Annotated in this window: 19 protein-coding genes and 1 riboswitch; of the genes, 12 read left to right on the top strand and 7 right to left on the bottom strand. The window is 74.0% G+C overall.

The annotated features are described in order from the left end of the window. The first annotated feature begins 30 nt into the window (after nucleotides 1-30). The 5 genes from BLW47_RS22675 to BLW47_RS22655 all read left to right on the top strand — a co-directional run bounded on the left by BLW47_RS22675 (nucleotide 31) and on the right by BLW47_RS22655 (nucleotide 4,452). Nucleotides 31-270, top strand: a complete 240-nt coding sequence (locus BLW47_RS22675) for an acyl carrier protein (protein ID WP_091561938.1) — start codon at nucleotides 31-33, stop codon at nucleotides 268-270. Continuing rightward, complete coding sequence (gene fabF, locus BLW47_RS22670; RefSeq protein WP_091561935.1) at nucleotides 267-1,493, top strand: beta-ketoacyl-ACP synthase II; 1,227 nt, start codon at nucleotides 267-269, stop codon at nucleotides 1,491-1,493. The genes BLW47_RS22675 and fabF overlap by 4 nt, the downstream gene beginning before the upstream one ends. Before the next feature lie 24 nt (nucleotides 1,494-1,517). Then, on the top strand, nucleotides 1,518-2,942 hold the full coding sequence (locus BLW47_RS22665; protein WP_091561932.1) for an acyl-CoA carboxylase subunit beta: 1,425 nt from the start codon (nucleotides 1,518-1,520) through the stop codon (nucleotides 2,940-2,942). A gap of 101 nt (nucleotides 2,943-3,043) precedes the next feature. After that, on the top strand, nucleotides 3,044-3,754 hold the full coding sequence (locus BLW47_RS22660) for a class I SAM-dependent methyltransferase (RefSeq protein ID WP_091561928.1): 711 nt from the start codon (nucleotides 3,044-3,046) through the stop codon (nucleotides 3,752-3,754). A 77-nt stretch (nucleotides 3,755-3,831) separates the two neighbouring features. Next, complete coding sequence (locus BLW47_RS22655) at nucleotides 3,832-4,452, top strand: class I SAM-dependent methyltransferase (RefSeq protein WP_091561925.1); 621 nt, start codon at nucleotides 3,832-3,834, stop codon at nucleotides 4,450-4,452. 9 nt (nucleotides 4,453-4,461) lie between these two features. Here BLW47_RS22655 and BLW47_RS22650 read toward each other — a convergent pair whose 3' ends face one another. The 4 genes from BLW47_RS22650 to BLW47_RS22635 form a co-directional block, all read right to left on the bottom strand. Then, nucleotides 4,462-6,738: a hypothetical protein gene (locus tag BLW47_RS22650; protein ID WP_091561921.1), complete on the bottom strand. Its 2,277-nt coding sequence runs from the start codon at nucleotides 6,736-6,738 to the stop codon at nucleotides 4,462-4,464. Beyond that, on the bottom strand, nucleotides 6,735-7,739 hold the full coding sequence (locus BLW47_RS22645) for a glycosyltransferase family 2 protein (RefSeq protein ID WP_091561917.1): 1,005 nt from the start codon (nucleotides 7,737-7,739) through the stop codon (nucleotides 6,735-6,737). The genes BLW47_RS22650 and BLW47_RS22645 overlap by 4 nt, the downstream gene beginning before the upstream one ends. Nucleotides 7,740-7,821: 82 nt before the next feature. Next, entirely contained in the window at nucleotides 7,822-9,540 is a 1,719-nt protein-coding gene (locus BLW47_RS22640) for a glycoside hydrolase family 3 protein (RefSeq protein WP_091561913.1), read from the bottom strand. A gap of 132 nt (nucleotides 9,541-9,672) precedes the next feature. Further along, on the bottom strand, nucleotides 9,673-10,164 hold the full coding sequence (locus BLW47_RS22635; RefSeq protein ID WP_091561910.1) for a DUF3145 domain-containing protein: 492 nt from the start codon (nucleotides 10,162-10,164) through the stop codon (nucleotides 9,673-9,675). A gap of 280 nt (nucleotides 10,165-10,444) precedes the next feature. On the opposite strand from BLW47_RS22635, the gene BLW47_RS22630 reads away from it, so the two are divergent. Continuing rightward, nucleotides 10,445-10,774, top strand: coding sequence for a hypothetical protein (locus BLW47_RS22630; RefSeq protein WP_091561906.1), 330 nt, complete (start codon nucleotides 10,445-10,447; stop codon nucleotides 10,772-10,774). A 172-nt stretch (nucleotides 10,775-10,946) separates the two neighbouring features. On the opposite strand, the gene BLW47_RS22625 is transcribed toward BLW47_RS22630, so the two are convergent. Continuing rightward, entirely contained in the window at nucleotides 10,947-11,588 is a 642-nt protein-coding gene (locus tag BLW47_RS22625) for a carbonic anhydrase (protein ID WP_091561902.1), read from the bottom strand. 218 nt (nucleotides 11,589-11,806) lie between these two features. Here BLW47_RS22625 and BLW47_RS22620 point away from each other — a divergent pair, with 218 nt between their 5' ends. Both BLW47_RS22620 and BLW47_RS22615 read left to right on the top strand, forming a co-directional pair. Beyond that, nucleotides 11,807-12,739, top strand: coding sequence for an alpha/beta fold hydrolase (locus BLW47_RS22620; protein ID WP_091561898.1), 933 nt, complete (start codon nucleotides 11,807-11,809; stop codon nucleotides 12,737-12,739). A 160-nt stretch (nucleotides 12,740-12,899) separates the two neighbouring features. Further along, nucleotides 12,900-15,014, top strand: coding sequence for a HelD family protein (locus tag BLW47_RS22615; RefSeq protein WP_091561893.1), 2,115 nt, complete (start codon nucleotides 12,900-12,902; stop codon nucleotides 15,012-15,014). A gap of 35 nt (nucleotides 15,015-15,049) precedes the next feature. Here the strand turns inward: BLW47_RS22615 and BLW47_RS22610 are convergent, their stop codons facing one another. Then, the gene (locus tag BLW47_RS22610; RefSeq protein WP_175543764.1) at nucleotides 15,050-15,991 is read right to left on the bottom strand and encodes an SMP-30/gluconolactonase/LRE family protein; all 942 of its coding nucleotides are present in this window, start codon (nucleotides 15,989-15,991) and stop codon (nucleotides 15,050-15,052) included. A gap of 253 nt (nucleotides 15,992-16,244) precedes the next feature. Between BLW47_RS22610 and BLW47_RS22605 the strand changes: the two genes are divergently transcribed. Together BLW47_RS22605 and BLW47_RS22600 are read left to right on the top strand one after the other, a co-directional pair. After that, the gene (locus BLW47_RS22605; protein WP_091561887.1) at nucleotides 16,245-17,159 is read left to right on the top strand and encodes a cation diffusion facilitator family transporter; all 915 of its coding nucleotides are present in this window, start codon (nucleotides 16,245-16,247) and stop codon (nucleotides 17,157-17,159) included. Between the two features lie 188 nt (nucleotides 17,160-17,347). After that, nucleotides 17,348-17,476: riboswitch (cyclic di-AMP (ydaO/yuaA leader) on the top strand. 32 nt (nucleotides 17,477-17,508) lie between these two features. Beyond that, nucleotides 17,509-18,531 carry a coiled-coil domain-containing protein gene (locus BLW47_RS22600; protein WP_091561883.1) on the top strand — a complete coding sequence of 341 codons (1,023 nt, stop codon included), beginning with the start codon at nucleotides 17,509-17,511 and terminating at the stop codon, nucleotides 18,529-18,531. 131 nt (nucleotides 18,532-18,662) lie between these two features. Here the strand turns inward: BLW47_RS22600 and BLW47_RS22595 are convergent, their stop codons facing one another. After that, nucleotides 18,663-19,028 carry an STAS domain-containing protein gene (locus BLW47_RS22595; RefSeq protein WP_091561879.1) on the bottom strand — a complete coding sequence of 122 codons (366 nt, stop codon included), beginning with the start codon at nucleotides 19,026-19,028 and terminating at the stop codon, nucleotides 18,663-18,665. 381 nt (nucleotides 19,029-19,409) lie between these two features. Between BLW47_RS22595 and BLW47_RS22590 the strand changes: the two genes are divergently transcribed. Beyond that, entirely contained in the window at nucleotides 19,410-19,796 is a 387-nt protein-coding gene (locus tag BLW47_RS22590; protein WP_217634918.1) for a VOC family protein, read from the top strand. 130 nt (nucleotides 19,797-19,926) lie between these two features. Further along, nucleotides 19,927-20,313 carry a hypothetical protein gene (locus BLW47_RS22585; RefSeq protein ID WP_091561876.1) on the top strand — a complete coding sequence of 129 codons (387 nt, stop codon included), beginning with the start codon at nucleotides 19,927-19,929 and terminating at the stop codon, nucleotides 20,311-20,313. The last annotated feature ends 20 nt before the right edge of the window (nucleotides 20,314-20,333 follow it).

Raw genomic sequence — 20,333 nt, 5'->3', positions numbered from 1 at the left:
CATCGAACCCACCCATCGAGAGGAACCCCAATGACCCGTGACGAGATCACCGCCGGCCTCGCCGAGATCCTCGAAGAGGTCGCCGGCGTGAACCCGGACGACGTGGCCACCGAGAAGTCGTTCACCGACGACCTGGACGTCGACTCGCTGTCCATGGTCGAGGTCGTGGTCGCGGCCGAGGAGAAGTTCGGCGTGAAGATCCCGGACAACGAGGTGCAGAACCTCAAGACCGTGGGTGACGCGGTCGCCTACATCGAGGCGCAGGCGTGACGAGGGTCGACGTTGTCGTCACCGGGCTCGGCGCGACGACCCCGCTCGGCGGGGACGTCGCGTCGACCTGGGACGCCATGCTCGCCGGCCACTCCGGGGTGAGTCCGCTCACCGCCCCGTGGGCCGAACAGCTCCCGGTCCGGATCGCGGCGCAGCTCGCGGTCGAGCCGGGCGAGGTGCTCGACCGGGTCAAGCTGCGCCGGCTCGACCGGTCGGAGGCGGTCGCGCTGATCGCCGCGCACCAGGCGTGGGCGGACGCCGGGCTCGCCGACGCCGGGCTGGACCCGGAACGGCTGGCGGTGAGCGTCGGCTCCGGCATCGGCGGGGCGCAGACGCTGCTGGCCCAGGACGACATCCTGGAGGCCTCCGGGCCGCGCCGGGTGTCGCCGCACACCGTGCCGATGCTGATGCCCAACGGGCCGGCCGCCTGGGTCGGCCTCGAGCTCGGCGCCCGGGCCGGGGTCCACTCGGTCGCCAGCGCCTGCGCCACCGGGGCCGAGGCGATCGCGCTCGGTCTCGACATCATCCGCGCCGGCCGGGCCGACGTGGTGGTGGCCGGTGGCACCGAGGCGGTCATCCACCAGCTGCCGATCGCCGGGTTCGCGTCGATGCGGGCGATGTCGACCCGCAACGACGAGCCGGAGAAGGCCTCCCGGCCGTGGGACAAGGCGCGCGACGGCTTCGTGCTCGGCGAGGGCGCCGGAGTGATCGTGCTCGAACGGGCCGATCACGCCGCGGCCCGCGGCGCCCGGGTCTACGCCCGGCTGGCCGGCGCGGGCCTCACCTCCGACGGGTACGACATCGTGCAGCCGCACCCGGAGGGCCACGGCGCGATCCGGGCGATCGAGAAGGCGATCGCGGACGCGGGCGTCACGAGGACGGACATCGTCCACGTCAACGCGCACGCCACCTCCACCCCGGTCGGCGACATGGCCGAGATCGCCGCGCTGCGCGCGTCGGTCGGAACCCACCCGGTGCTGACCGCGACCAAGTCGATGTCCGGCCACCTGCTGGGCGCGGCCGGCGCCCTGGAGTCGATCGCGACGATCCTGGCGATCCGCGACGGCGTCGTGCCGCCGACGATCAACCTGGACGACCCGGACGACGGCCTGGACCTGGACGTGGCCGCCCACAAGGCGCGCCAGATGGACATCCCCGCCGCCCTGAACAACTCGTTCGGCTTCGGCGGCCACAACGTGGCTCTCGTCTTCACGCGGGCCTGAGACACGGATTTGGAGACTGCTGCCGTGACCACCACCTCTGTCAGCGCTGATCAGTCCACGACCGACTACCGCGATCCCGAGCTGCGGCTCCGGGCGCTCTTCGACGCCGGTTCGCTGCGCCTGCTGATGTCCCGCGACACCTCCGGGGTCCTGTGGGCGCGCGGCGAGATCGACGGCACGCCGGCGATCGCTTATGCGACCGACGCGACCAAGATGGGCGGCGCGATGGGCACCGAGGGGTGCCAGCACATCGTCGACGCGATCGATGCCGCGGTGCGCGAGCGGGTGCCGGTGCTCGGGCTCTGGCACTCCGGCGGGGCGCGTCTCGCCGAGGGCGTGGTGGCGCTGGACGCGGTCGGTCAGGTCTTCGCCGCCATGGTCCGGGCCTCCGGCCGGGTGCCGCAGATCTCGGTCGTGCTCGGCCCGGCGGCCGGCGGCGCGGCGTACGGCCCGGCGCTGACCGACATCGTGGTGATGAGCGCCGCCGGCCGGATCTTCGTGACCGGTCCGGAGGTGGTCCGCAGCGTCACCGGCGAGCAGGTCGACATGGAGCGCCTGGGCGGTCCGGAGCCGCACGGTCGGCGCTCCGGCGTGGTGCACGTGACCACGAAGGACGACGAGTCGGCGCTGGCCGAGGCGCGCAAGCTGGCGGCGCTGCTCGGCCGGCAGGGGCGGATCAGCCCGGCCGACATCCCGGCGGAGGCCGAGGAAGGCCATGACCTGTCCGCGGTGATGCCGGCCGAGGCCAACCGGGCGTACGACGTGAAGCCGGTGGTCAAGGCGCTGCTCGACGCCCCGGGGGTGGAGCTGCACGCCAAGTGGGCGCCGAACGTGGTGACCACGCTGGGGCGCTTCGCCGGCCGTACCGTCGGGGTCATCGCCAACAACCCGATGCGGCTGGGCGGCTGCCTCGACGCCTCCAGCGCCGAGAAGGCGGCGCGCTTCGTGCGGATGTGCGACTCGCTCGGCGTGCCGCTGATCGTGCTGGTGGACGTGCCGGGCTACCTGCCGGGGCTGGGCCAGGAGTGGGACGGCGTGGTGCGCCGCGGCGCCAAGCTGCTGCACGCCTTCGCCGAGGCGGTCGTGCCGCGGGTGACGCTGGTGACCCGCAAGGCGTACGGCGGGGCGTACATCGCGATGAACTCCCGCTCGCTCGGCGCGACCGCGGTCTTCGCCTGGCCGAACGCGGAGGTCGCGGTGATGGGCGCGTCGGCGGCGGTGAACATCCTGCACCGCAAGAAGCTGGCCGCCGCGCCGCCCGAGGAGCGCGAGGCGCTGCGCGCGCAGCTGATCGAGGAGCAGGTCCGGGTCGCCGGTGGCGTGAACCGGGCGCTGGAGATCGGGGTCGTGGACGACGTGATCAAGCCGGCGGAGACCCGCCGGCGGATCGCGGACGCGATCGCGGCGGCGCCCGCCGCCCGCGGCGCACACGGCAACATCCCCCTCTGACGTCAAGACGGGTCCCCTCCCATCGCTTCGCGCATGGGAGGGGACCCGTCCCATGTGCCGCGCGGGTTAGGGTCGGGGCCGCCCCGACATCAGGAGTACGCGTGGAAGCCACCGAGATCCGCAAGCTGGCCGCTCTCGAGGACACCCACTGGTGGTACCGGGAGCGGCGGGCGCTGCTCGCCCGTTCGCTGCGGCGGCTGGCCGCCGGCGGGGTACGCCCCGGTCGGGCCCTGGACATCGGCGCCGCCGGCGGCGGCAACACCCGGGTGCTGCGCGCGCACGGCTGGCGGCCGGTGGCGCTGGAGTACAGCCAGGACGGCGCGGAGGTGGCGCGGGAGCGCGGGCTGTCGGTGATCCGCGCCGACGCGCGTTTCCTGCCGCTGCCCTCGGCCGGCCTCGACCTGGTCGTGGCGTTCGACATCCTCGAGCACATCGAGGAGGACCACCTGGCGGCGGCCGAGCTGCGCCGGACGCTGCGCCCGGGCGGGACCGCGCTGATCGCGGTGCCGTGCGACATGCGGCTCTGGTCGGCGCACGACGTCGCGGTGGGGCACGTACGCCGCTACGACCGCGCCACGCTGACCGCGGTCATCGAGAAGGCCGGTCTGGTCGTCGACGAGCTGTGGAGCTGGAACGTGCTGCTGCGTCCGGTCGCCGCGTGGCGACGCCGCAACTCCACCGGCAGCGACCTCGACGACCTGCCGGGCGTGGTCAACCTCGGGCTGACCGCGATCATCGCGGCGGAGCGCTACCTGCCGGTGAAGTCGCTGCCCGGGGTGTCGCTGATGCTCCGCGCCCACCGGCCGGTGTGAGCCCGGCCACCCTCTGATAAGTTGCAGCGCCACGTGGCGCAGCGCGTGGAGCGGCGTCGGCGGCGAAGGAGAGCGAGATGCTCGCAGCGGTGAAGCGGCTCCTCGGGCACGTCCCGCTCTACGTCGCGCTGCAGCGCGGTCTCGGCGCGGATCGGTTGCGCTACCGCTGCCTCGACGAGCTCGGGCTGGTCGACGGGGACACCGTGATCGACGTCGGCTGCGGGCCGGCCTACTACTTCGAGCGCCTCCCCCGCGTCACCTACTTCGGTTTCGACACCGCGCCGCGCTACATCGACTGGGCGCGCGAGCGCTGGGGCGACCGCGCCGAGTTCCGCTGCGAGGTCTTCGGCGAGCAGCACCTGACGGAGATCCCGCCCGCGAACGCGGTGCTGCTGCTCGGGCTGCTGCACCACCTCTCCGACGAGGACTGCCGGCAGCTGCTCCGGGTGGCCGCGAAGGCGCTCGCACCGGGGGGCCGGGTGATCGCCGTGGACACCTGCTACGAGCCGCGGCAGGGGCGGATCTCGCGGTGGATGTCGGAGAACGACCGCGGCGAGCACGTGCGCGAGCCGGAGGCGTTCACCGCGCTGGCGCGGGAGTCCTTCGCCCACGTCGACGGCGAGGTGATCGACGACGCCACCCGCGTCCCGTCGAGCTTCTGGATGATGCGGATGCGTGAGCCCGTGCCGGCCGCCTGACCCCATCGGTCAGCGCAGCTCGTAGACCGCCATCCGGCCATTGTCGAACCCGAGTCGCGCCAGCCGCGGCAGCTCCGGTGACTCGACGCCGACCGACCGGTCCACCACCAGCCAGCGCACCCCGTGCCGCTCCCGCAGCTCCCGCAGCCCCGCCTCGGTCGGGGCGGTGAACGCCGCGTCGTTGCGGCCCAGCAGCTCCTGGTCCCAGAACGGCACCAGTCCGAGCGCGGCGACCCGCGGCGCGAACGCCCAGCCCTCGACCAGCACACGTCGTTCGGCGTACGCGCTGAGCCAGAACGAGCGCGGGTCGCACCAGCCGCCCTCGTAGACGGCCAGACAGTGCACGTTGGTGGCGACCACATCGGACGGCGCGCTGTGCTCCCGCGTCCACCGGGCCGCCTCGACACGCGAGGCGGGCAGCGGCACGGTGGCGTACGCGCCGCCGTTCGGCGACTGCGCGGACTTGTACATGTCCATCACCAGGCCGGGCGCCCCGACCACGAGCAGCGCGGTCAGCACCACCACCGGGCCACGTCCGCGCAGCGCCGGCAGCGCCGGCCGGGCGACGGCCCAGATCAGCGCGCCGACCAGCCCGGCGACGCCGAGCAGCAGCGCCCAGCGCAGCAGCGGCAGCAGCGGGGCGAGGGAGTTCTCGTACGTGGCCGCCGGGGCGTGACGCAACTGGGTGAGCACGAGCAGCCCGCCGAGGGCGGCGGCGAACCCGCCGAGGAGCCACCGACCGCGCCGGCCGAGCCGGGCGCGCTCGACGGCCAGCGCGTATCCCCACGCGGAGACCACGACGGTGAAGGTGAACCCGGCGCGGGTGAAGTACTGGTTGCCGTCGCTGGACTGCTCCAACAGCAGGTAGAGACCGGGTCCGGCGACCGCGCCGGCGAGCAGGAACCACTGCACGGGTTCGAGCCGCCACCGCCGCGCCGTGAGCAGCGCCACCGCGCCGGCGGCCCGCAGCTGCATGTTGATGACGAAGGCCGCGACCACCGCCACGACGAGCACCGGCCGCGCCCACCCGGCGGGCGGCTGCGCCCAGAAGCGCTCGAAGCTCCAGAACGGTCCGAGCTGCACGCCGTAGGTCTTGAAGTGGTAGAGCACCGCGGTGGCGAAGAGCTGCGCCGCCCCGGCGAGAACGCCGGCCACCACCACCGCCCACGGGATGCGCCGCTGCGCGATCAGCAGCGCGACCGCGGTGATCGCCAACGCCACCGCGACGACCGGCACGGAGCTGGCCTTGGCACCGCTGGAGGCGAACATCAGCAGGGCGGCGAGGACGAACGCGCCGGGCCCGATCGACGGCACCGGCCGCTCCGGCCGCCGGTCGACCACGTCGGCGAGCGCGGCGACGAGCGCGATCAGGAGGACCCAGCTGTAGATCATCGACATGCCGTGCCAGATGACGAACGACGCCTGGGTGCCGAACGGCATCGTCACCGGGTGGGTGAAGTTGGTCTCGCCGATGACGAAGAAGAGCGCCGCCGCGATCGCCCCGACGTACGGGCGGCCGCTGACCCGCCAGCCGAGCACCGCGGTCAGCACGATCGCCGCCGCGCAGAGCGCGGGGACGGCCAGCCGCAGCGCCACCACCGGCAGGTCGATGTGGCCGATCAGGCTGGTGGCGGCCATGTGGGCGTAGCCGAACCAGTGGTAGTGCAGCGGCTCGGCCGCGACCTGCGGCACGTGGATCGGGAACTGGTGCTTGGCCTCGCCGGCGAGCGACAGCTGGTACGCCAGGTCCAGGTACTGCCGGGTGTCGTGCGAGGTCGGCAGGATGGGGTTGCGTTCGAGGAAGGTGTAGCCGAGATAGGTGGTGAAGAAGGCGACCACCCCGGCCACCGACCACGACCAGCCGAGCGGGGCGGGCGTGTAGCCGCGCACCACCCAGTGCCGGCGCAGCCGGGGCACGACGGCGAAGACCCCGACCACCGCCAGCGGCCAGAGCCACAGCCAGCCCCGCAGGTCCAGCACGCTGAACAGCGCCCAGGCCGGCAGCTCCAGCACCAGCCCGACCGCCGCGCCCATCGCGAGGTCCTCGACCAGGGTGTGCGGCCGGCGGCGGAGGGCGCGGTAGACCAGGGTGCCGGGCAGCAGCAGGGCGAAGGCGACGTACCCGGCGTAGCGGAGGAGGTCCAGCGGCGCGGTGTCGGCGGCGAGCAGGACCGCGGCGACGTAGCTGAGCCCGGCGACCAGCGGCAGCCAGCGTTGCACGGGCGCGTGCCGGGACGACGTCGGCGCGACGTCGGGGGCGGCGGCCCGCCCGAGCGTGGCGGTCACCGGCCGGCCCTGGGCTCGGGCGCGGTGGCCGGCCGCCCGCCGCCGGCCGGCGGCAGCTCCCCGGCGTCGTCGCTGTCCGCGCTGACGAAGTAGCTCGGTCGCCCCTGGACCGCGCCGAAGATCCGCGCGACGTACTCGCCGAGCAGCCCGAGGCAGAGCAGCTGCACCGCGCCGAGGAAGAGCACCACCACGTAGAGCGACGCCCAGCCGGCCACGGTGGAGTCCCTCAGGTAGGCCACGATCGCGATGATGACCAGCACCCCGCAGAGCAGCACGCCGCAGACACCGAGCCAGGTCGCCAGCCGCAGCGGCACCGGCGAGAAGTTGATGACGCTGTCGGCGGCCAGCCGGACCATCCGCGACAGCGAGTACTTGGTGCGCCCGGCCGCCCGTTCCGCGCGGGCGTAGCCGACCTCCGCGCTCGGGAAGCCCAGCCAGGGCACGACCAGCCGCAGCACCGGGGCGCGCTCGGGAAGCTCGCGCAGCGCCTCGACTGTGGCGCGGCTCAGCAGCCGGAAGTCGCCGGCCTGGGCGGGCACGGTGTCGGCGACCAGCCGGCGCACCAGGCGGTAGTAGAGCCCGGCGGTCCACCGCTTGAACGGCGGGTCCGTGGAGCGGTCGTTGCGCACCCCGTACACGATGTCCAGCCCGCCGGCCCGCGCGGTGCGCAGCAGCTCGGGGATCAGCTCCGGCGGGTCCTGCAGGTCGGCGTCGATGCTGGCGACGTACGCGCCGCGGGCCCGGAACAGCCCGGCGGTCAGCGCCGCCTGGTGGCCGCTGTTGCGGCGCAGCCGGATCACCCGCAGCTGCGGCCAGCCGCGGCGCAGTCCGGCCAGGACCGCCGGGGTCGCGTCGGTGCTGCCGTCGTCGACGGCGACCACCTCGTACGCCTCGCCGAGCTCGTCCAGCGTGGCGCGCAGCCGCACCGCGAAGAGCGGGAGCACGGCCTCCTCGTTGAAGATCGGCACGACGACGGAGAGTGCCGGCTCGGGGCGCGCCATCCCGCGTCTCCCCCGTTCGGTCGGTCGGACAGTCAGCCGAACGCTATCAGTCGTGACCGGCGTCACGCGGGCCGGCGACGCGTCAGCCGGCGCAGGCGGTCGGCGGCAGCCCCGGTACGGCGACCGGCGCGCGGCCCGGCGCGGGGGCCTTGCCGGTGAGCACGGCGGCGAGCGCCGTCATCGACGCCGGGCTCGACGAGTACGTGGCGAGCAGCGTCTTCGACCGGGCGGCCGCGAGGATCGCCGGGGTGTCCATCGCCACCGTCACCGCGGCCGCCGGGTTGAGGTCCTTCGCGGTGTCCCCGTACCCGACGAGGTGGACGGTGGTGCCGCCGGCCGGCACCACGGTGGCGCCCGCCGCGCGCAACGCGCCGGTCAGCAGCGCCCGGGTGCTGTCGCGGCCGGCGGAGGCGGTGACGGTGACCCGCCCGCGCACCGCCGGCTGGCCGCACGCGCCGCGCAGCTGGGTGACGGCGGCGGCGGCGAGCCGCGCGGCCGCCTGCCGGTGGCCGGCGCTGTTCAGCGTGGACATCGCCGGCGGGCGCTGGTCGGCGAGTCGCAGCTTCAGGGTCAGTACCCGGGTGACCGCCTCGACCAGCCGGGGCCGCGGCAGTTCGCCGCCGCGCAGCGCCGCGAGCAGCCCCTCGTACGCGCCCTTCACGTCCGGCGGCATCAGCAGCAGGTCGTTGCCGGCGTTGACCGCCCGCACCGCCGCCTCGCCGGCCGGCCACTTCATCGCCGGCGCCATGTTCATCCCGTCGGTCACGACGACGCCGCGGAAGCCCAGCTCGCCGCGGAGCACGTCGGTGAGCACCTTGCGGGAGAAGGTGGCCGGGGTGCCCGGGTCGACGGCCCGGACGTCGAGGTGCCCGGACATCACCATCGACGCGCCCGCGTCGATGCCGGCGGCGAACGGCGGCAGGTCGCCGGCGTCGAGCGCCGACCGGGTCTGCGTCAGCACCGGCAGCGCCTCGTGCGAGTCGGCCGCGGTGTGCCCGTGTCCGGGGAAGTGCTTGAGCGTGGCGGCGACGCCCGCGCCCTCCAGGCCGCGCACCGCCGCCGCGACCTGCGCCGCGGTCGCCTTCGCGTCGGCGCCGTACGAGCGGGACCCGATCACCGCGCTGTTCGCGGCGGCCACGTCGGCGACCGGCGCGAAGTCGAGGTTCACGCCGAGCGCCGCGAGCTCCGTGCCGGCGGCCCGCCACGCGCCCTCGGTCAGCGCGGGCTGACCGGCGGCCCCGGAGGCCATCGCGCTGGGCAGCGCGGTCACGCCGGAGCGGATCCGGGTGACCACGCCGTACTCCTGGTCGGTGCCAATCAGCAGCGGCGCCTCCCCCTTGCCGGCGGCCAGGCCGGCCGCGGCCCGCTGCAGGCCGGTGGTGAGCGCCCGCACCTGCTTCGGGTTGTCGACGTTGCTGGTCTGCTGGTTCTTGCCGGTCGGGTCGTCGGCGGAGAAGCCGACCAGGATCAGCCCGCCGAGCCGGTACTTGGCGATCATCTCGGCCGGGGTGTCCACCCCGGCCAGCTTCCGGTTGCCGGCCGCGGAGCCGGCGGAGACCGCGGTCGCCGAGCTGCCGTACGCGTAGGGCATCAGGATCTGGCCGACGAGGTCCTCGTCGGCCAGCGTGCCGGCCAGCCGCGCGGCGCGGGCCGCGGGGTCGTCCGGGGCGGTCGTGGTGGCGCCGGCCGACGGGGATCGGGTCGGCGCGGCGGTGCCGCCGGCGCATCCGGTGAGGACCAGCAGGGTCAGGGCGGTGAGGACGGCGATGGCGCGCCGCGAGGGGTTCGGCACGCCGGCCATCCCATCAGGCGATCGGGCCGAGCGGCAACCTGGGCCGGGCGGGGGGCCGTCCCCGGCCCGCCGGAGGTCGTGCCGCCCTCGGCGGCCTCCTGCCGGTGTGTCCGGGTCGGCGCGCCGAATGGGGGCGCGCGGTCAGCCGACCCGGGTGAGGAGGGTCACCGGCGCGCCGTCGCCGGCGTGCCGGTAGGGCTCCAGCTCGGCGTCCCAGGCGGTGCCGAGCGCCTTGTCCAGGGCGTGCGCGAGCGCCTCCGGCGCGCGGGCGGCGGCCATCAGCGCCCGCAGCCGGTCCTCGCCGAGCTGGATGTCGCCGGCGGCGCCCATCGCAGCACGGAAGAGACCTCGTCCCGGCACGTACATGAACCGCTCGCCGTCGACGCCGGCGCTCGGCTCCTCCGTTATCTCGAAACGGATCATGGGCCACTGCCGGAGGGCAGCAGCCAGCTCGGCGCCCGTCCCCGCCCGGCCGGTCCAACTGCACTCCGCCCGACGGGCGCCCGGATCGACCGGTTGGGCCGTCCAGTGCAGGTTGACCGGCGCGGTGAGGACGCGCGAGATCGCCCATTCGACGTGAGGGCACACGGCGAGCGGGGTCGAGTGGACGTATACGACGCCACGCGTTGGCACGGTGACCTCCCGGGAGAGCGAGGTGCGTCTTCCCCTACGACCTCGATCACCGAGTGGTGCCGCACCCCATGATGACTGGTGTGACGAATGGTGCGCCAGGGAATCGGGAAAATGGCACCATCGGAATGTCCCCGGCGGGCCCGTGGTTGTCTCTGACAGCGCCGGACGGGCTGAATTTTCGTACCGCAGCGGTCGTGTAAAGTTCAGTCGGCGACTTCTGTCGCCTCCTCAGCCCTCCGGACATCCTGTCCGTTCCCGTACGTCGTGCAAGGAGTACCTCGTGGCGAGCAACACCTCGAAGACCGCGCGCGCGTCAGTCCGCGCCGGCCAGGCCGGTCAGGGTGGCGCCCTGAGCGTGCTCGGCGAGTTCAAGTACGTGATCCCGCTGAACAGCGGCAAGCACGCCTATGTGCGTAACCTCACCAACGGCAAGACCAACCGTCTGGCCACCGACTCCGAGGCGTTCGTCGAGGAGATCCGTGCGCTCGCCGGCGCCGGTCACGCCGCCAAGATCCGCGCCGAGCTGAACGCGCTGGCCGCCGAATACCCCAGCCACGGCTGGGACGCGACCGAGAAGCGCCTCGTGGAGGCCGGCGTCTTCGAGGGCTGAGCCCTCGGCGACACCCACAGCACTCGAAAACCCCGTCACGGAGCAATCCGTGACGGGGTTTTCTGCGTGTCAACGCCCACTCACGCTTTGTGGATCATGCGGTTCACGGCGGCGCGACGCGGTGTCGCGCCGCAGACCTCATGATCAACAGAGTCGGCGGGGTGGGGCGGGGTCAGTCGAGGAGGGCGACGCGGCCGGTGTCCAGGTCGTAGATGGCCCCGACCACCTCTACCGCGCCGGTCGCGACGCGCTCCGCCACGCGCTCGGCGTCGGCCACGGCCCGGACGGTGCGCACGGTGTGCCGGCGCAGCGCCAGCGCGACGACGTCCGGCTCGTCCAGCCCGACCTCGGTCACCGCCGGCGCGATCTCGTCGACCAGGTAGCCGAGCGCCCCGCCGGGCCGCTCCCCCGTACGCAGCGCGGTCACCGTCGCCGCGACCGCGCCGCACCGCTCGTGACCGAGCACGACGACCAGCGGCACCTTCAGTTCGGCGACCGCGAACTCGACCGAACCGAGCACGGCGCGATCGAGCACCTGACCGCCGGAGCGCGCCACGCAGATCGAACCGAAGGTCTGGTCGAAGATCGCCTCCAGCGGTACGCGGGAGTCGATACACCCCACCACCAGCGCGGACGGCTCCTGGTCCCCGGAGGCGGCGGCCTCGACGCTGTGCCCGTGTCGCGGGCGGCGGGTCACGAAGCGCTCATTGCCGGCGAGCAGCTCGGCGAGCGCCTCCGCGGCGGTCGGGCGGGTACGCCCGGCCGGGGTGGTGGTCGGTTCGGACGTGGCCTGGATACGGGACGGCGACGACATGCCCCTCAGCGTCGCGTGCCACCGGCCGATCGGGAAGCGGGTTGCGACGCGTGTCACGTTCGGTGATTCACAACGTGGGACGGTGGGTACACCGCGGTCGGGAAACGTGTCATACCCGCCGACGCGTCGCACGCGATGCATGATTACCGCCACGCGTGATTACCGTCACGCGTGGATCCCCGGTATGCGTGGACCCCCGGCACGACGCGGAGGTGAGGATGCCCGACCAGACCACGGTACGGCTCCCGGACGGCGTACGCCTGCACGTCCGGGCATCCGGTCCGACGGACGCCCCCGTCACGCTCATCATGCTGCACGGGTGGACCCTCGACGGCCGCACCTGGCGCCGGCAGATCGACGCGCTGACCGCCGGATCGGCCGGGCCCGTCCGCATGGTCACCTACGACGCCCGCGGGCACGGCCGGTCGAGTTCGACGCGGCTGCGCTCCGCGACGCTGGCGCAGCTCGGCGACGACCTCGCCGAGATCGTCCGGGAGGTCGCCCCGACCGGCCCGGTCGTGCTCGCCGGCCACTCGATGGGCGGCATGACCATCATGGAGTACGCCCACCGGCACCCCGACGAGTTCGCCGCGCGCGTCGCCGGCCTGGTCTTCGTCGCCACCACCGCCGAGGGGCACACGCACACCGTCTACGGACTGTCGCCGCGGGTGACCCGGCTGATCCGGCTCGCCGAGACCACCGGCGCCGGCCTGCTGGCCCGCTGCGGGGAGTGGCACCCGCACCGGCCGCTGCTGCGCGCCCTGCGCCCCACGCTGCGCTGGCTGCTCTTCGGCGACAGCTGCGACCCGGACGCCATCCGGCTCACCACGTCCGCCGTGGCGCGCGCGTCGCTCCGGTCGATCGGCGGGTTCCGGCCGTCGATCGGCGCGCAGCAGCGCCTGGAGACCCTGGCGGCGCTCGGTGACGTCCCGGCCGCGGCGCTGGTCGGCGACCGCGACCGGTTGACCCCGCCGCCGTGCGCCGAGTCGATCGCGGCCGCGCTGCCCGGCACCGAGCTGACCGTCTGTCCGGGCGCCGGCCACATGCTCATGCTGGAGCGCCCCGACGAGGTGACCGCCGCGCTGGCCGCGGTGCTGCGCCGGGTCGCCCCGGAACAGACCGGTTCGGCGGAGTTGCCGCTGGCGGCCTGACGACCGCCGCCCGCGTTTGATCAAGGACACCGAAACGGACGGTCCGGCCGTCGGCCCGCGGCGCGCCCCGTACCCTCGCTCTGGCCGCCGGATTCGCCGCCGCGGCACGTCCGGCGGGCCGCCACCGCGTCCCGCCCCGAGCGCTCACGGAGCTTCCGCGTTGACCGACGCCACCAGCCTGCAACACGAGATCGCCGCCGAACAACGCCACGTCGACCGGGTGTACGCCCGCCTCGATCAGCTGCGCAGCGACGCCGCCCGGGCGGAGAAGGACGGCTACCGGCTGGCGCGGGTGGGCAACTTCGGCGCGCTGGTGGAGCGGGACGCGATGGTCTTCCACGCCGCGCGGCGCCGGCACGCGCTCGACGCGGAGCGCGAGGGGCTGGTCTTCGGCCGGCTCGACCTGCGCACCGGGGCGGTGCTGCACGTCGGCCGGCTCGGGGTGCGGGGCGAGCAGTCGGAACCGCTCGTCATCGACTGGCGCGCGCCCGCGGCCAGCGCCTTCTACCAGGCCACCGCGGCCGAGCCGCGCGGCGTCGTCCGCCGGCGCATGATCCAGTCCAGCGGCGAGCGGGTGACGGGCATCGAGGACGACCTGCTGGATCCGGACGCCGCGCCGCCCGGCATGCGGGTGGTCGGGGACGGCGCGCTGCTGGCCACCCTCGCCCGCGCCAAGACCCGCGGCATGCGCGACATCGTCGCCACCATCCAGCGCGAGCAGGACGAGGCGATCCGCTCCCCCGCGACCGGCGTCACGATCGTCTCCGGCGGGCCGGGCACCGGCAAGACCGCGGTCGCGCTGCACCGGGCCGCCTACCTGCTCTACTCCGACCGCAACCGGTTCGCCGGCGGCGGCATCCTGGTGGTCGGCCCGTCGGGCGTCTTCGTCGAGTACATCGCCTCGGTGCTGCCCTCGCTCGGCGAGGAGGCCGCGACCCTGCACTCGCTCGGCTCGCTGGTGCCCGGGTTCGAGGCGACCCGCTCCGACCGGGCGGAGATCGCCGCGATCAAGGGCTCGCTGCGGATGCGCCGGGTGCTGGAGCGGGCGGCCCGCGACGCCGTGCCGGACGGCCCGGACGAGCTGCGGCTCCTCTACCGCGGCCAGCTGCTCCGGCTGACCGCGGCGGAGCTCGACGCGATCCGGGAACGCGCGCTACCGCGCGGCGCCCGGCGCAACGAGGTACGACGCGCCGGGTTCGACGGGATCTTCAACGCGCTGTGGGACCAGGCGAACCGGCTCGGCATCGCGGGCCTGCCCACGAAGGTCGAGTTCGAGGACGACCTCGCGGAGCGGCCGGATTTCCGCGACTTCCTGCGCGCCTGGTGGCCCCGGCTGCACCCCCGGCACGTGCTCGGCTGGCTCGCCGACCCGCAGCGGCTGCGGTCGTACGCCCGGGGGATCCTCTCCCACGCGGAGATCCGTGCGCTGGCGGACGCGTACCGGTCGCTGCCGGAGCGGGGGCTGACGATCGCCGACGTCGCGCTGCTGGACGAGCTGGACGCGCTGATGGGGCGGCCGCCGCAGCCGCAGCGGCGCAAGCGCGACCCGTACCTGGTGCGCGACGGCATCCGCGAGGTGACCACCTACGCCGAGCGGCAGCGCGCGGCGCGGGCCGCCGCCGTGCAGCGCCCGGAGGACTACCGCGAGTACGCGCACGTGGTCGTCGACGAGGCGCAGGACGTGTCGCCGATGCAGTGGCGGATGCTGGGGCGGCGCGGTCGGTTCGCCTCCTGGACCGTGGTGGGCGACCCGGCGCAGACGGCGTGGACGGGCAACCCCGGGGAGCTCGCGCAGGCCCGGGACAAGGCGCTGGGGCGGCGTCCACGCCACGAGTACACCCTGACCACCAACTACCGGAACTCCGCGGAGATCTTCGCGGTCGCCGCGGCGGTGATCCGCGAGATCCAGCCCGACCTGCCGCTGCCGACGGCGGTCCGCTCCACCGGGGTCGAGCCGGTCGCGCTCACCGTGCCGGCGGCGGCCCTGCCCGACGCGACCCGCGACGCCACCGCGGCGCTACTGGCCGAGGTCGAGGGGACGGTCGGGGTCATCACGCCGGTGCCGCGCCGCGACGAGGTCGCCGGCTGGCTGACGGAGCTGGCCGCGCCGCGGTTGTCGGTGGTGACGAGCCTGCAGGCCAAGGGCATGGAGTACGACGGCGTGGTGCTGGTCGCGCCCGGCGAGATCCGCGCCGACTCGGAGGCCGGGGTCCGGACGCTGTACGTGGCGCTCTCCCGGGCCACCCAGCGGCTCACCACGATCGACGTGCCGTAGGGCGGGCCCCGCACACGGGGCCCGCCCGGTGCGCCCTAGCGGCGCGGGATCGCCACCGCGCTGTACGGCGTGGTCGGGGTCGGCGGGGTGGTGAAGCGGGCGTTGGGCAGGTAGAGCCGCTTGCCGTACGCCGCGACCGTGGTGGGCACGTCGAAGCGCGGGTCGGTCAGCCGCGACACGATCGCGCCGCGGGTGCCGGCGTCGTTCAGCCGTACGGCGGCGACGATGTTCAGCCGGTTCTGCACGACGTAGAGCGTGCGACCCTCCAGCAGCAGGCCGTCGCCGTTGGTGAGCAGTTCGCCGCCGAGGTCGACGGTGCGGGTGACACCGGTGGCGGGGTCGACCCGGAAGAGCAGGCCGGTGTTGGACTGCACGATCAGCAGGCCGCGGCCGTCGGGGGTGCGGGCGATGCCGTTCGCGTTGATCCCGGTGCCGTAGACGATGTCGCCGGTCAGCGGCGTGCGGACGACCGCCTCGGGCCCCGGCAGCTTCGGCGACCGCGACAGCGGCACCCGGTAGAGCACGGGATTGGTGGAGTCGGTGAACCATGCGGCGTCCGGGGTCAGCACGACGTCGTTGACGAAGCTGGGCACGGTGCTGAAGCGGTAGCTGGCCAGCAGGGCGCCGGTGACCGCGTCGATGACGCGGCCGTCACCGCCGGTGCCGCCGGCGACGAAGAGCCGGTCCCGCCGGTCGACCTTCATGCCGAGCGACGGGGTGCCGGGGCCCGGGTTGATCACCGACCCCTCCCCGGTGACCAGGCTCGCCCGGTAGATCGCGCCGGTGGCGCGGGAGCCGAAGAAGGCGTACGGCGCGGCGCCGATCGCGATCCCCTCCGGCTGGAACCCGTCCGGCAACGCGATCGTGTCCGGGAGGGCCCGGGTGGGTCGGGCGGACGCGGCGCCGGCGGTCGGGACGGAGAGAACCGCGGCGAGCGCCGCGGCGAGAACGAGGAAGACACGTGGACGCGTGAGCACGGTGGGTACCCCTTGACTCTCGGCGGCCTCCGCCGACGGCCCGGCCATCGGCGTCTGTGAGTGACCGTCACATAATGCCGTCCGCGCGCACTGTCCGCATTCCGTGCCCGCTGAGCGGGCTGGCGCGGGGTCGTCGCGGCGTCACGGGTACCATTGGTTGCACACATAGCAATGTGCGCATGATTCACGTGCGCGCCGCTGATCGGGGAGTCGACCGGGTCGACTCCGGCGACCGGGGTAACGGAGGACCAACGTGGGCGCAGGGCATGACCACGGCGCGTCGGCGATTCGCGCCGGCGAGCGGCACCGCGGCCGGCTCTGGGCCGCCGTCTGGGTGCTGGCCGCCTTCATGGTCGTCGAGGCGGTGGCGGCGTGGGTCACCGGCTCGCTCGCCCTGCTCTCCGACGCCGGGCACATGTTCACCGACGTGCTCGGCATCGCGATGGCGCTCGCCGCGATCACCGCGGCCCGGCGCGCCGGCCGCGACCCGCAGCGCACCTTCGGGCTCTACCGGCTGGAGGTGCTCGCCGCGCTCGCGAACGCGGTCCTGCTCTCCGGGGTGGCCGTCTACGTGCTGGTCGAGGCGGTCAGCCGGTTCGGTCATCCGCCGCAGGTGCTCGCCGGGCCGATGCTCGCGGTGGCGGTCGGTGGGCTGCTCGCCAACGTCGTCGCCTTCGCGCTGCTGCGGCCCGGCGCGCAGGAGAGCATCAACGTGCGCGGGGCGTACCTGGAGGTGCTCGGCGATCTGCTCGGCTCGGCCGGCGTGATCGTCGCGGCGCTGGTGATCGCCACGACCGGATGGTGGTACGCGGACCCGATCGTCGCGGTCGTGGTGGGCGTGCTGATCCTGCCGCGCACCTGGCGGCTCGCCCGGGCCGCGGTGCGGATCCTCGTGCAGGCCGCGCCGGAACACCTGGAGGTGCCCGCGGTGCGGGCCCGGCTCGCGGCCCTGCCGGGGGTCTGCGACGTGCACGACCTGCACGTCTGGACGCTCACCTCGGGGATGGAGGTAGCCTCCGCGCACCTCACCATCGAGCCGACCGCCGAACTGACGGCCGTGCTGACCGCCGCCCGGCACGCTCTGCACGATGAGTTCGCGATCGAACACGCCACGCTGCAGGTCGAGCCCGCGACCGCCTCGGGGGCCTGCGGCCCCGAGAACTGGTGATCGCCCGTCCGTGCGCCCCGGCCTTAGCCCCGACTTAAGTTTCCGTCCACCACCCCGGTGCTACGTGGGATTTATCCGGAGTTATCCGGTCAAATTTCCCACCCGTCGCACATCGCCGCCGTGAGCCGGGCCATCGGCGCCGGTAGTCTCGGCCGCGGCCTCCGCACGGCGGCGCCCCTCCGGTGCCGGCGGTGGCCTCGCCTAATCGCCCACGGGCGAGCCGGGGAACCAGGTAGGTGGGGTGCATCCGCGCCAGCGGTAGGGATCTTCCGTCCCGAACCCGTCAGCTAACCCGGGCGGCGACGGACGGAAGGACTGGAGTGTGATCGTTAGACCCCCCGCGCGACGGATGGTCGCGGTGTTCCTCGCGCTGGCCGCCGCCGCGGCCGGACTCACCGGCGCTCCGGCGACCGCCGCGCCCGGCGGCGCGACCGCCGTCCTGCGCGCGGCCCCCGGCGACATCGACGAGGGCGGCACCGCGAAACTGCGCGAACAGCTCAACGCCGCCAGCAAGGGCTTTGTCGCCGCCAAGGCCGCGCTCGCCGCGTCGACGAAGCGGCAGAAGGAGCTGGACGCCCACCTCAAGAAGGTCGAGGTGGAACTCGCGGCGCGCACGCAGACGGTCGGTCAGGTCGCCGACCGGGCGTACCGGACCGGGCGGCTCGGACCGGTCGCGGCCCTGCTCGACGGCGGCTCCGGCGACGACCTCCTCGGCCGTGCCGCCGCGCTCAGCGCGGTCGCCGCCAACGAGGACAGCAAGCTCCGCGCGCTGCTCGACACGCGCGACCAGGAGAGGCGCGCCAAGGTCGCGGTGGCCAAGGAGATCGCGGAGCAGAAGAAGCAGCTCGCGGTCATGGCCAAGCGCAAGGAGCAGGCGGAGAACGCGCTCGCCGCGGCCGGCGGCGGCCAGCAGGTCAGCGGCGTCGGCGGCGGCTCGGCCTCCGCGGCCCCGGCCCGACGCAACGCCGACGGGTCCTGGCCGCCGGAGTCGTGCAACGTCGACGACCCCACCACCAGCGGCTGCCTCACCCCGCGCACCCTGCACGCCCTGAACCAGGCCAAGGCCGCGGGCTTCACACGCTTCGTCGCCTGTTTCCGCAACGACGGCGGACCCGGGGAACATCCGCTGGGCCGGGCGTGCGACTTCGCGGCGCAGCCGGGCGGCTTCGGGGGCGTCGCCACCGGCGGCGACCGGACGTACGGGAACAACCTGGCCGCGTACTTCGTGAACAACGCCGACCGACTCGGCGTGCTCTACGTCATCTGGTTCCGGCAGATCTGGCTGCCGAGCAGCGGCTGGCGGGCGTACAACAACGGCAACGGCGACCCGTCCAGCGACCACACCAACCACGTTCACCTGTCGATGAACTGACAGTGTCGAACTGACAGTGTCGCGGCCCGGCGCTCCGGCGCCGGGCCGCGCGCCGAACGGCCACCGTTGCCGTGCAGGCCACCGGGCGACGGTACGGCCGAACCGCTACCGCGCCGCGTGCAGAGAAAGAATCAGGCCCCGGGGAGCACCTCGGGCACCTGACCGGCGCCGCCGTAGTAGGGCTCGGGGGCGCCGAAGAGCCCGAGCAGGCCGGTCACCCACAGCTGCCGGTGCACGAACCGGCTCGGCTCGGTGACGACGAGCTTGACCCCGCTGACCTCGGCGGTTTGGAAGCCGGCGACCATCGCGCTGATGCCGACGGAGTCGATGAACGTGACGAGCCGCATGTTGAGCTGGATCCGCGTGGGCCGGCTCCTGGTCAGCACCCCGGCGATCGCTTCGCGCACCTCGTGCGCCGTGTCCACATCGATCTCCCCGCGAGGAGAGATCTCGACCACCCCACCGGGCAGCGTCGACGTGACAATCGACAGGCTCACGCGAGCACCTCCACTCGCCCATGACGGGCGCCTCATCAGTACGCGGGCCGCGACCGAGCGTATTCCGCCGGTCAGATCGGCGCCACCCCTGCTCGACCGGAATCCTTCCGACGCGCCGCCGATATCTCCCTATTTCTGGACAAGTGCCGTCATATTCACCGACGGCATGGCGCATCAAACCGTTCAACGGCGACGCCCCCACCCTAGCGGCCCGGTCCGACGCCACAGGGGCGCTTCCGGCCCCGGCCGGGTCCCGCGTGGCCTTTACCACGTCGACCGGAAACGCCCTCCGCACACGTACTGATCTTCGTATCCTCGCCCGGAAACCACCGTGCGCGGCCCCGCCGACACGCCCCCTCCGCCCCGGCCGGGGAGCATCGAATGATCAGAATCGAACGCGTCGACCATCTCGTGCTCACGGTGGCCGACATCGACCGGACGGTCGCGTTCTACAGCCGGGTGCTCGGGATGGAGGCCGTGACGTTCAGCGGCGGGCGGCGGGCGCTCGCCTTCGGCAACCAGAAGATCAACCTGCATCCCCAGGGGAAGCGGATCACCCCGGATGCGCACCGGCCGACGCCCGGCTCGGCCGACGTCTGCCTGGTCACCGAGACCCCGCTGGACGAGGTGATGGCGCACCTGGCCGGGTGCGGCGTCCCGATCGAGGAGGGACCGGTTCCCCGGACCGGCGCGCTCGGCCCGATCACCTCGGTCTACGTACGCGATCCCGACCGCAACCTGGTGGAGATCAGCGTCTACCCGCGCTGACGTCGACGCATGATCGCGGGTTTGCTGGAAAACCCGAACGGGCACCTCCTGCCCGGGAGCAATCGCGACCGTCGGCGACGGACCCCCGATCAGACCGGGTGCTCCCGTTCGGCACCGGAGGAGGTAGCACATGCTCGGCACCAAGCACGGCAACAGGCTGGACGAGATCACCGAGCAGGCCTGGCGGCAGCTCGCCTCGGCGGCGGGCACCGCCGGCGACACCGCGCGGCAGGCGAAGCGACAGACGTCCGCGCTCGCGGACCAGGCGACCGACCGGATCGGTCCGGTCGCCGACGAGGCGTGGAGCCGGGCGAACGCGGCGCTCGACGCGCTCGCCGGCCGCCGGCGGCCCCTGCCCTGGGCCTGGATCGTGGGCGCCGGCGCGCTCGGCGTCGCGTTGGGCTGGCTGGCCGGCCAGGCCGCCCGCGCCGCTGTCGCCCCGCGCGAGCAGTCCCCCACCGCGCAGGAGGAGGACATCACGGAGCGGATCGCGTACGTCGACGTCGATCAGCGCTGACGCCGCACCGAATCACCGCG

It is taken from the genome of Micromonospora pattaloongensis (genome assembly GCF_900107255.1).
In the GTDB taxonomy this organism is placed as follows: Bacteria; Actinomycetota; Actinomycetes; order Mycobacteriales; family Micromonosporaceae; genus Micromonospora_I; species Micromonospora_I pattaloongensis.
The sequence above is the reverse complement of the archived record's forward strand: the minus strand, read 5'-3'. Positions and strand labels throughout refer to the sequence as shown.

What these genes read in the sequence shown, in the direction of transcription:
- BLW47_RS22600 (WP_091561883.1), top strand. Translation starts at nt 17,509, where the DNA reads ATGGTCGCGGTGTTCCTCGCGCTGGCCGCCGCCGCGGCCGGACTCACC.
- BLW47_RS22645 (WP_091561917.1), bottom strand. Translation starts at nt 7,739, where the DNA reads ATGGCGCGCCCCGAGCCGGCACTCTCCGTCGTCGTGCCGATCTTCAAC.
- BLW47_RS22585 (WP_091561876.1), top strand. Translation starts at nt 19,927, where the DNA reads ATGCTCGGCACCAAGCACGGCAACAGGCTGGACGAGATCACCGAGCAG.
- BLW47_RS22620 (WP_091561898.1), top strand. Translation starts at nt 11,807, where the DNA reads ATGCCCGACCAGACCACGGTACGGCTCCCGGACGGCGTACGCCTGCAC.
- BLW47_RS22640 (WP_091561913.1), bottom strand. Translation starts at nt 9,540, where the DNA reads ATGGCCGGCGTGCCGAACCCCTCGCGGCGCGCCATCGCCGTCCTCACC.
- BLW47_RS22590 (WP_217634918.1), top strand. Translation starts at nt 19,410, where the DNA reads ATGATCAGAATCGAACGCGTCGACCATCTCGTGCTCACGGTGGCCGAC.
- BLW47_RS22675 (WP_091561938.1), top strand. Translation starts at nt 31, where the DNA reads ATGACCCGTGACGAGATCACCGCCGGCCTCGCCGAGATCCTCGAAGAG.
- BLW47_RS22625 (WP_091561902.1), bottom strand. Translation starts at nt 11,588, where the DNA reads ATGTCGTCGCCGTCCCGTATCCAGGCCACGTCCGAACCGACCACCACC.
- BLW47_RS22655 (WP_091561925.1), top strand. Translation starts at nt 3,832, where the DNA reads ATGCTCGCAGCGGTGAAGCGGCTCCTCGGGCACGTCCCGCTCTACGTC.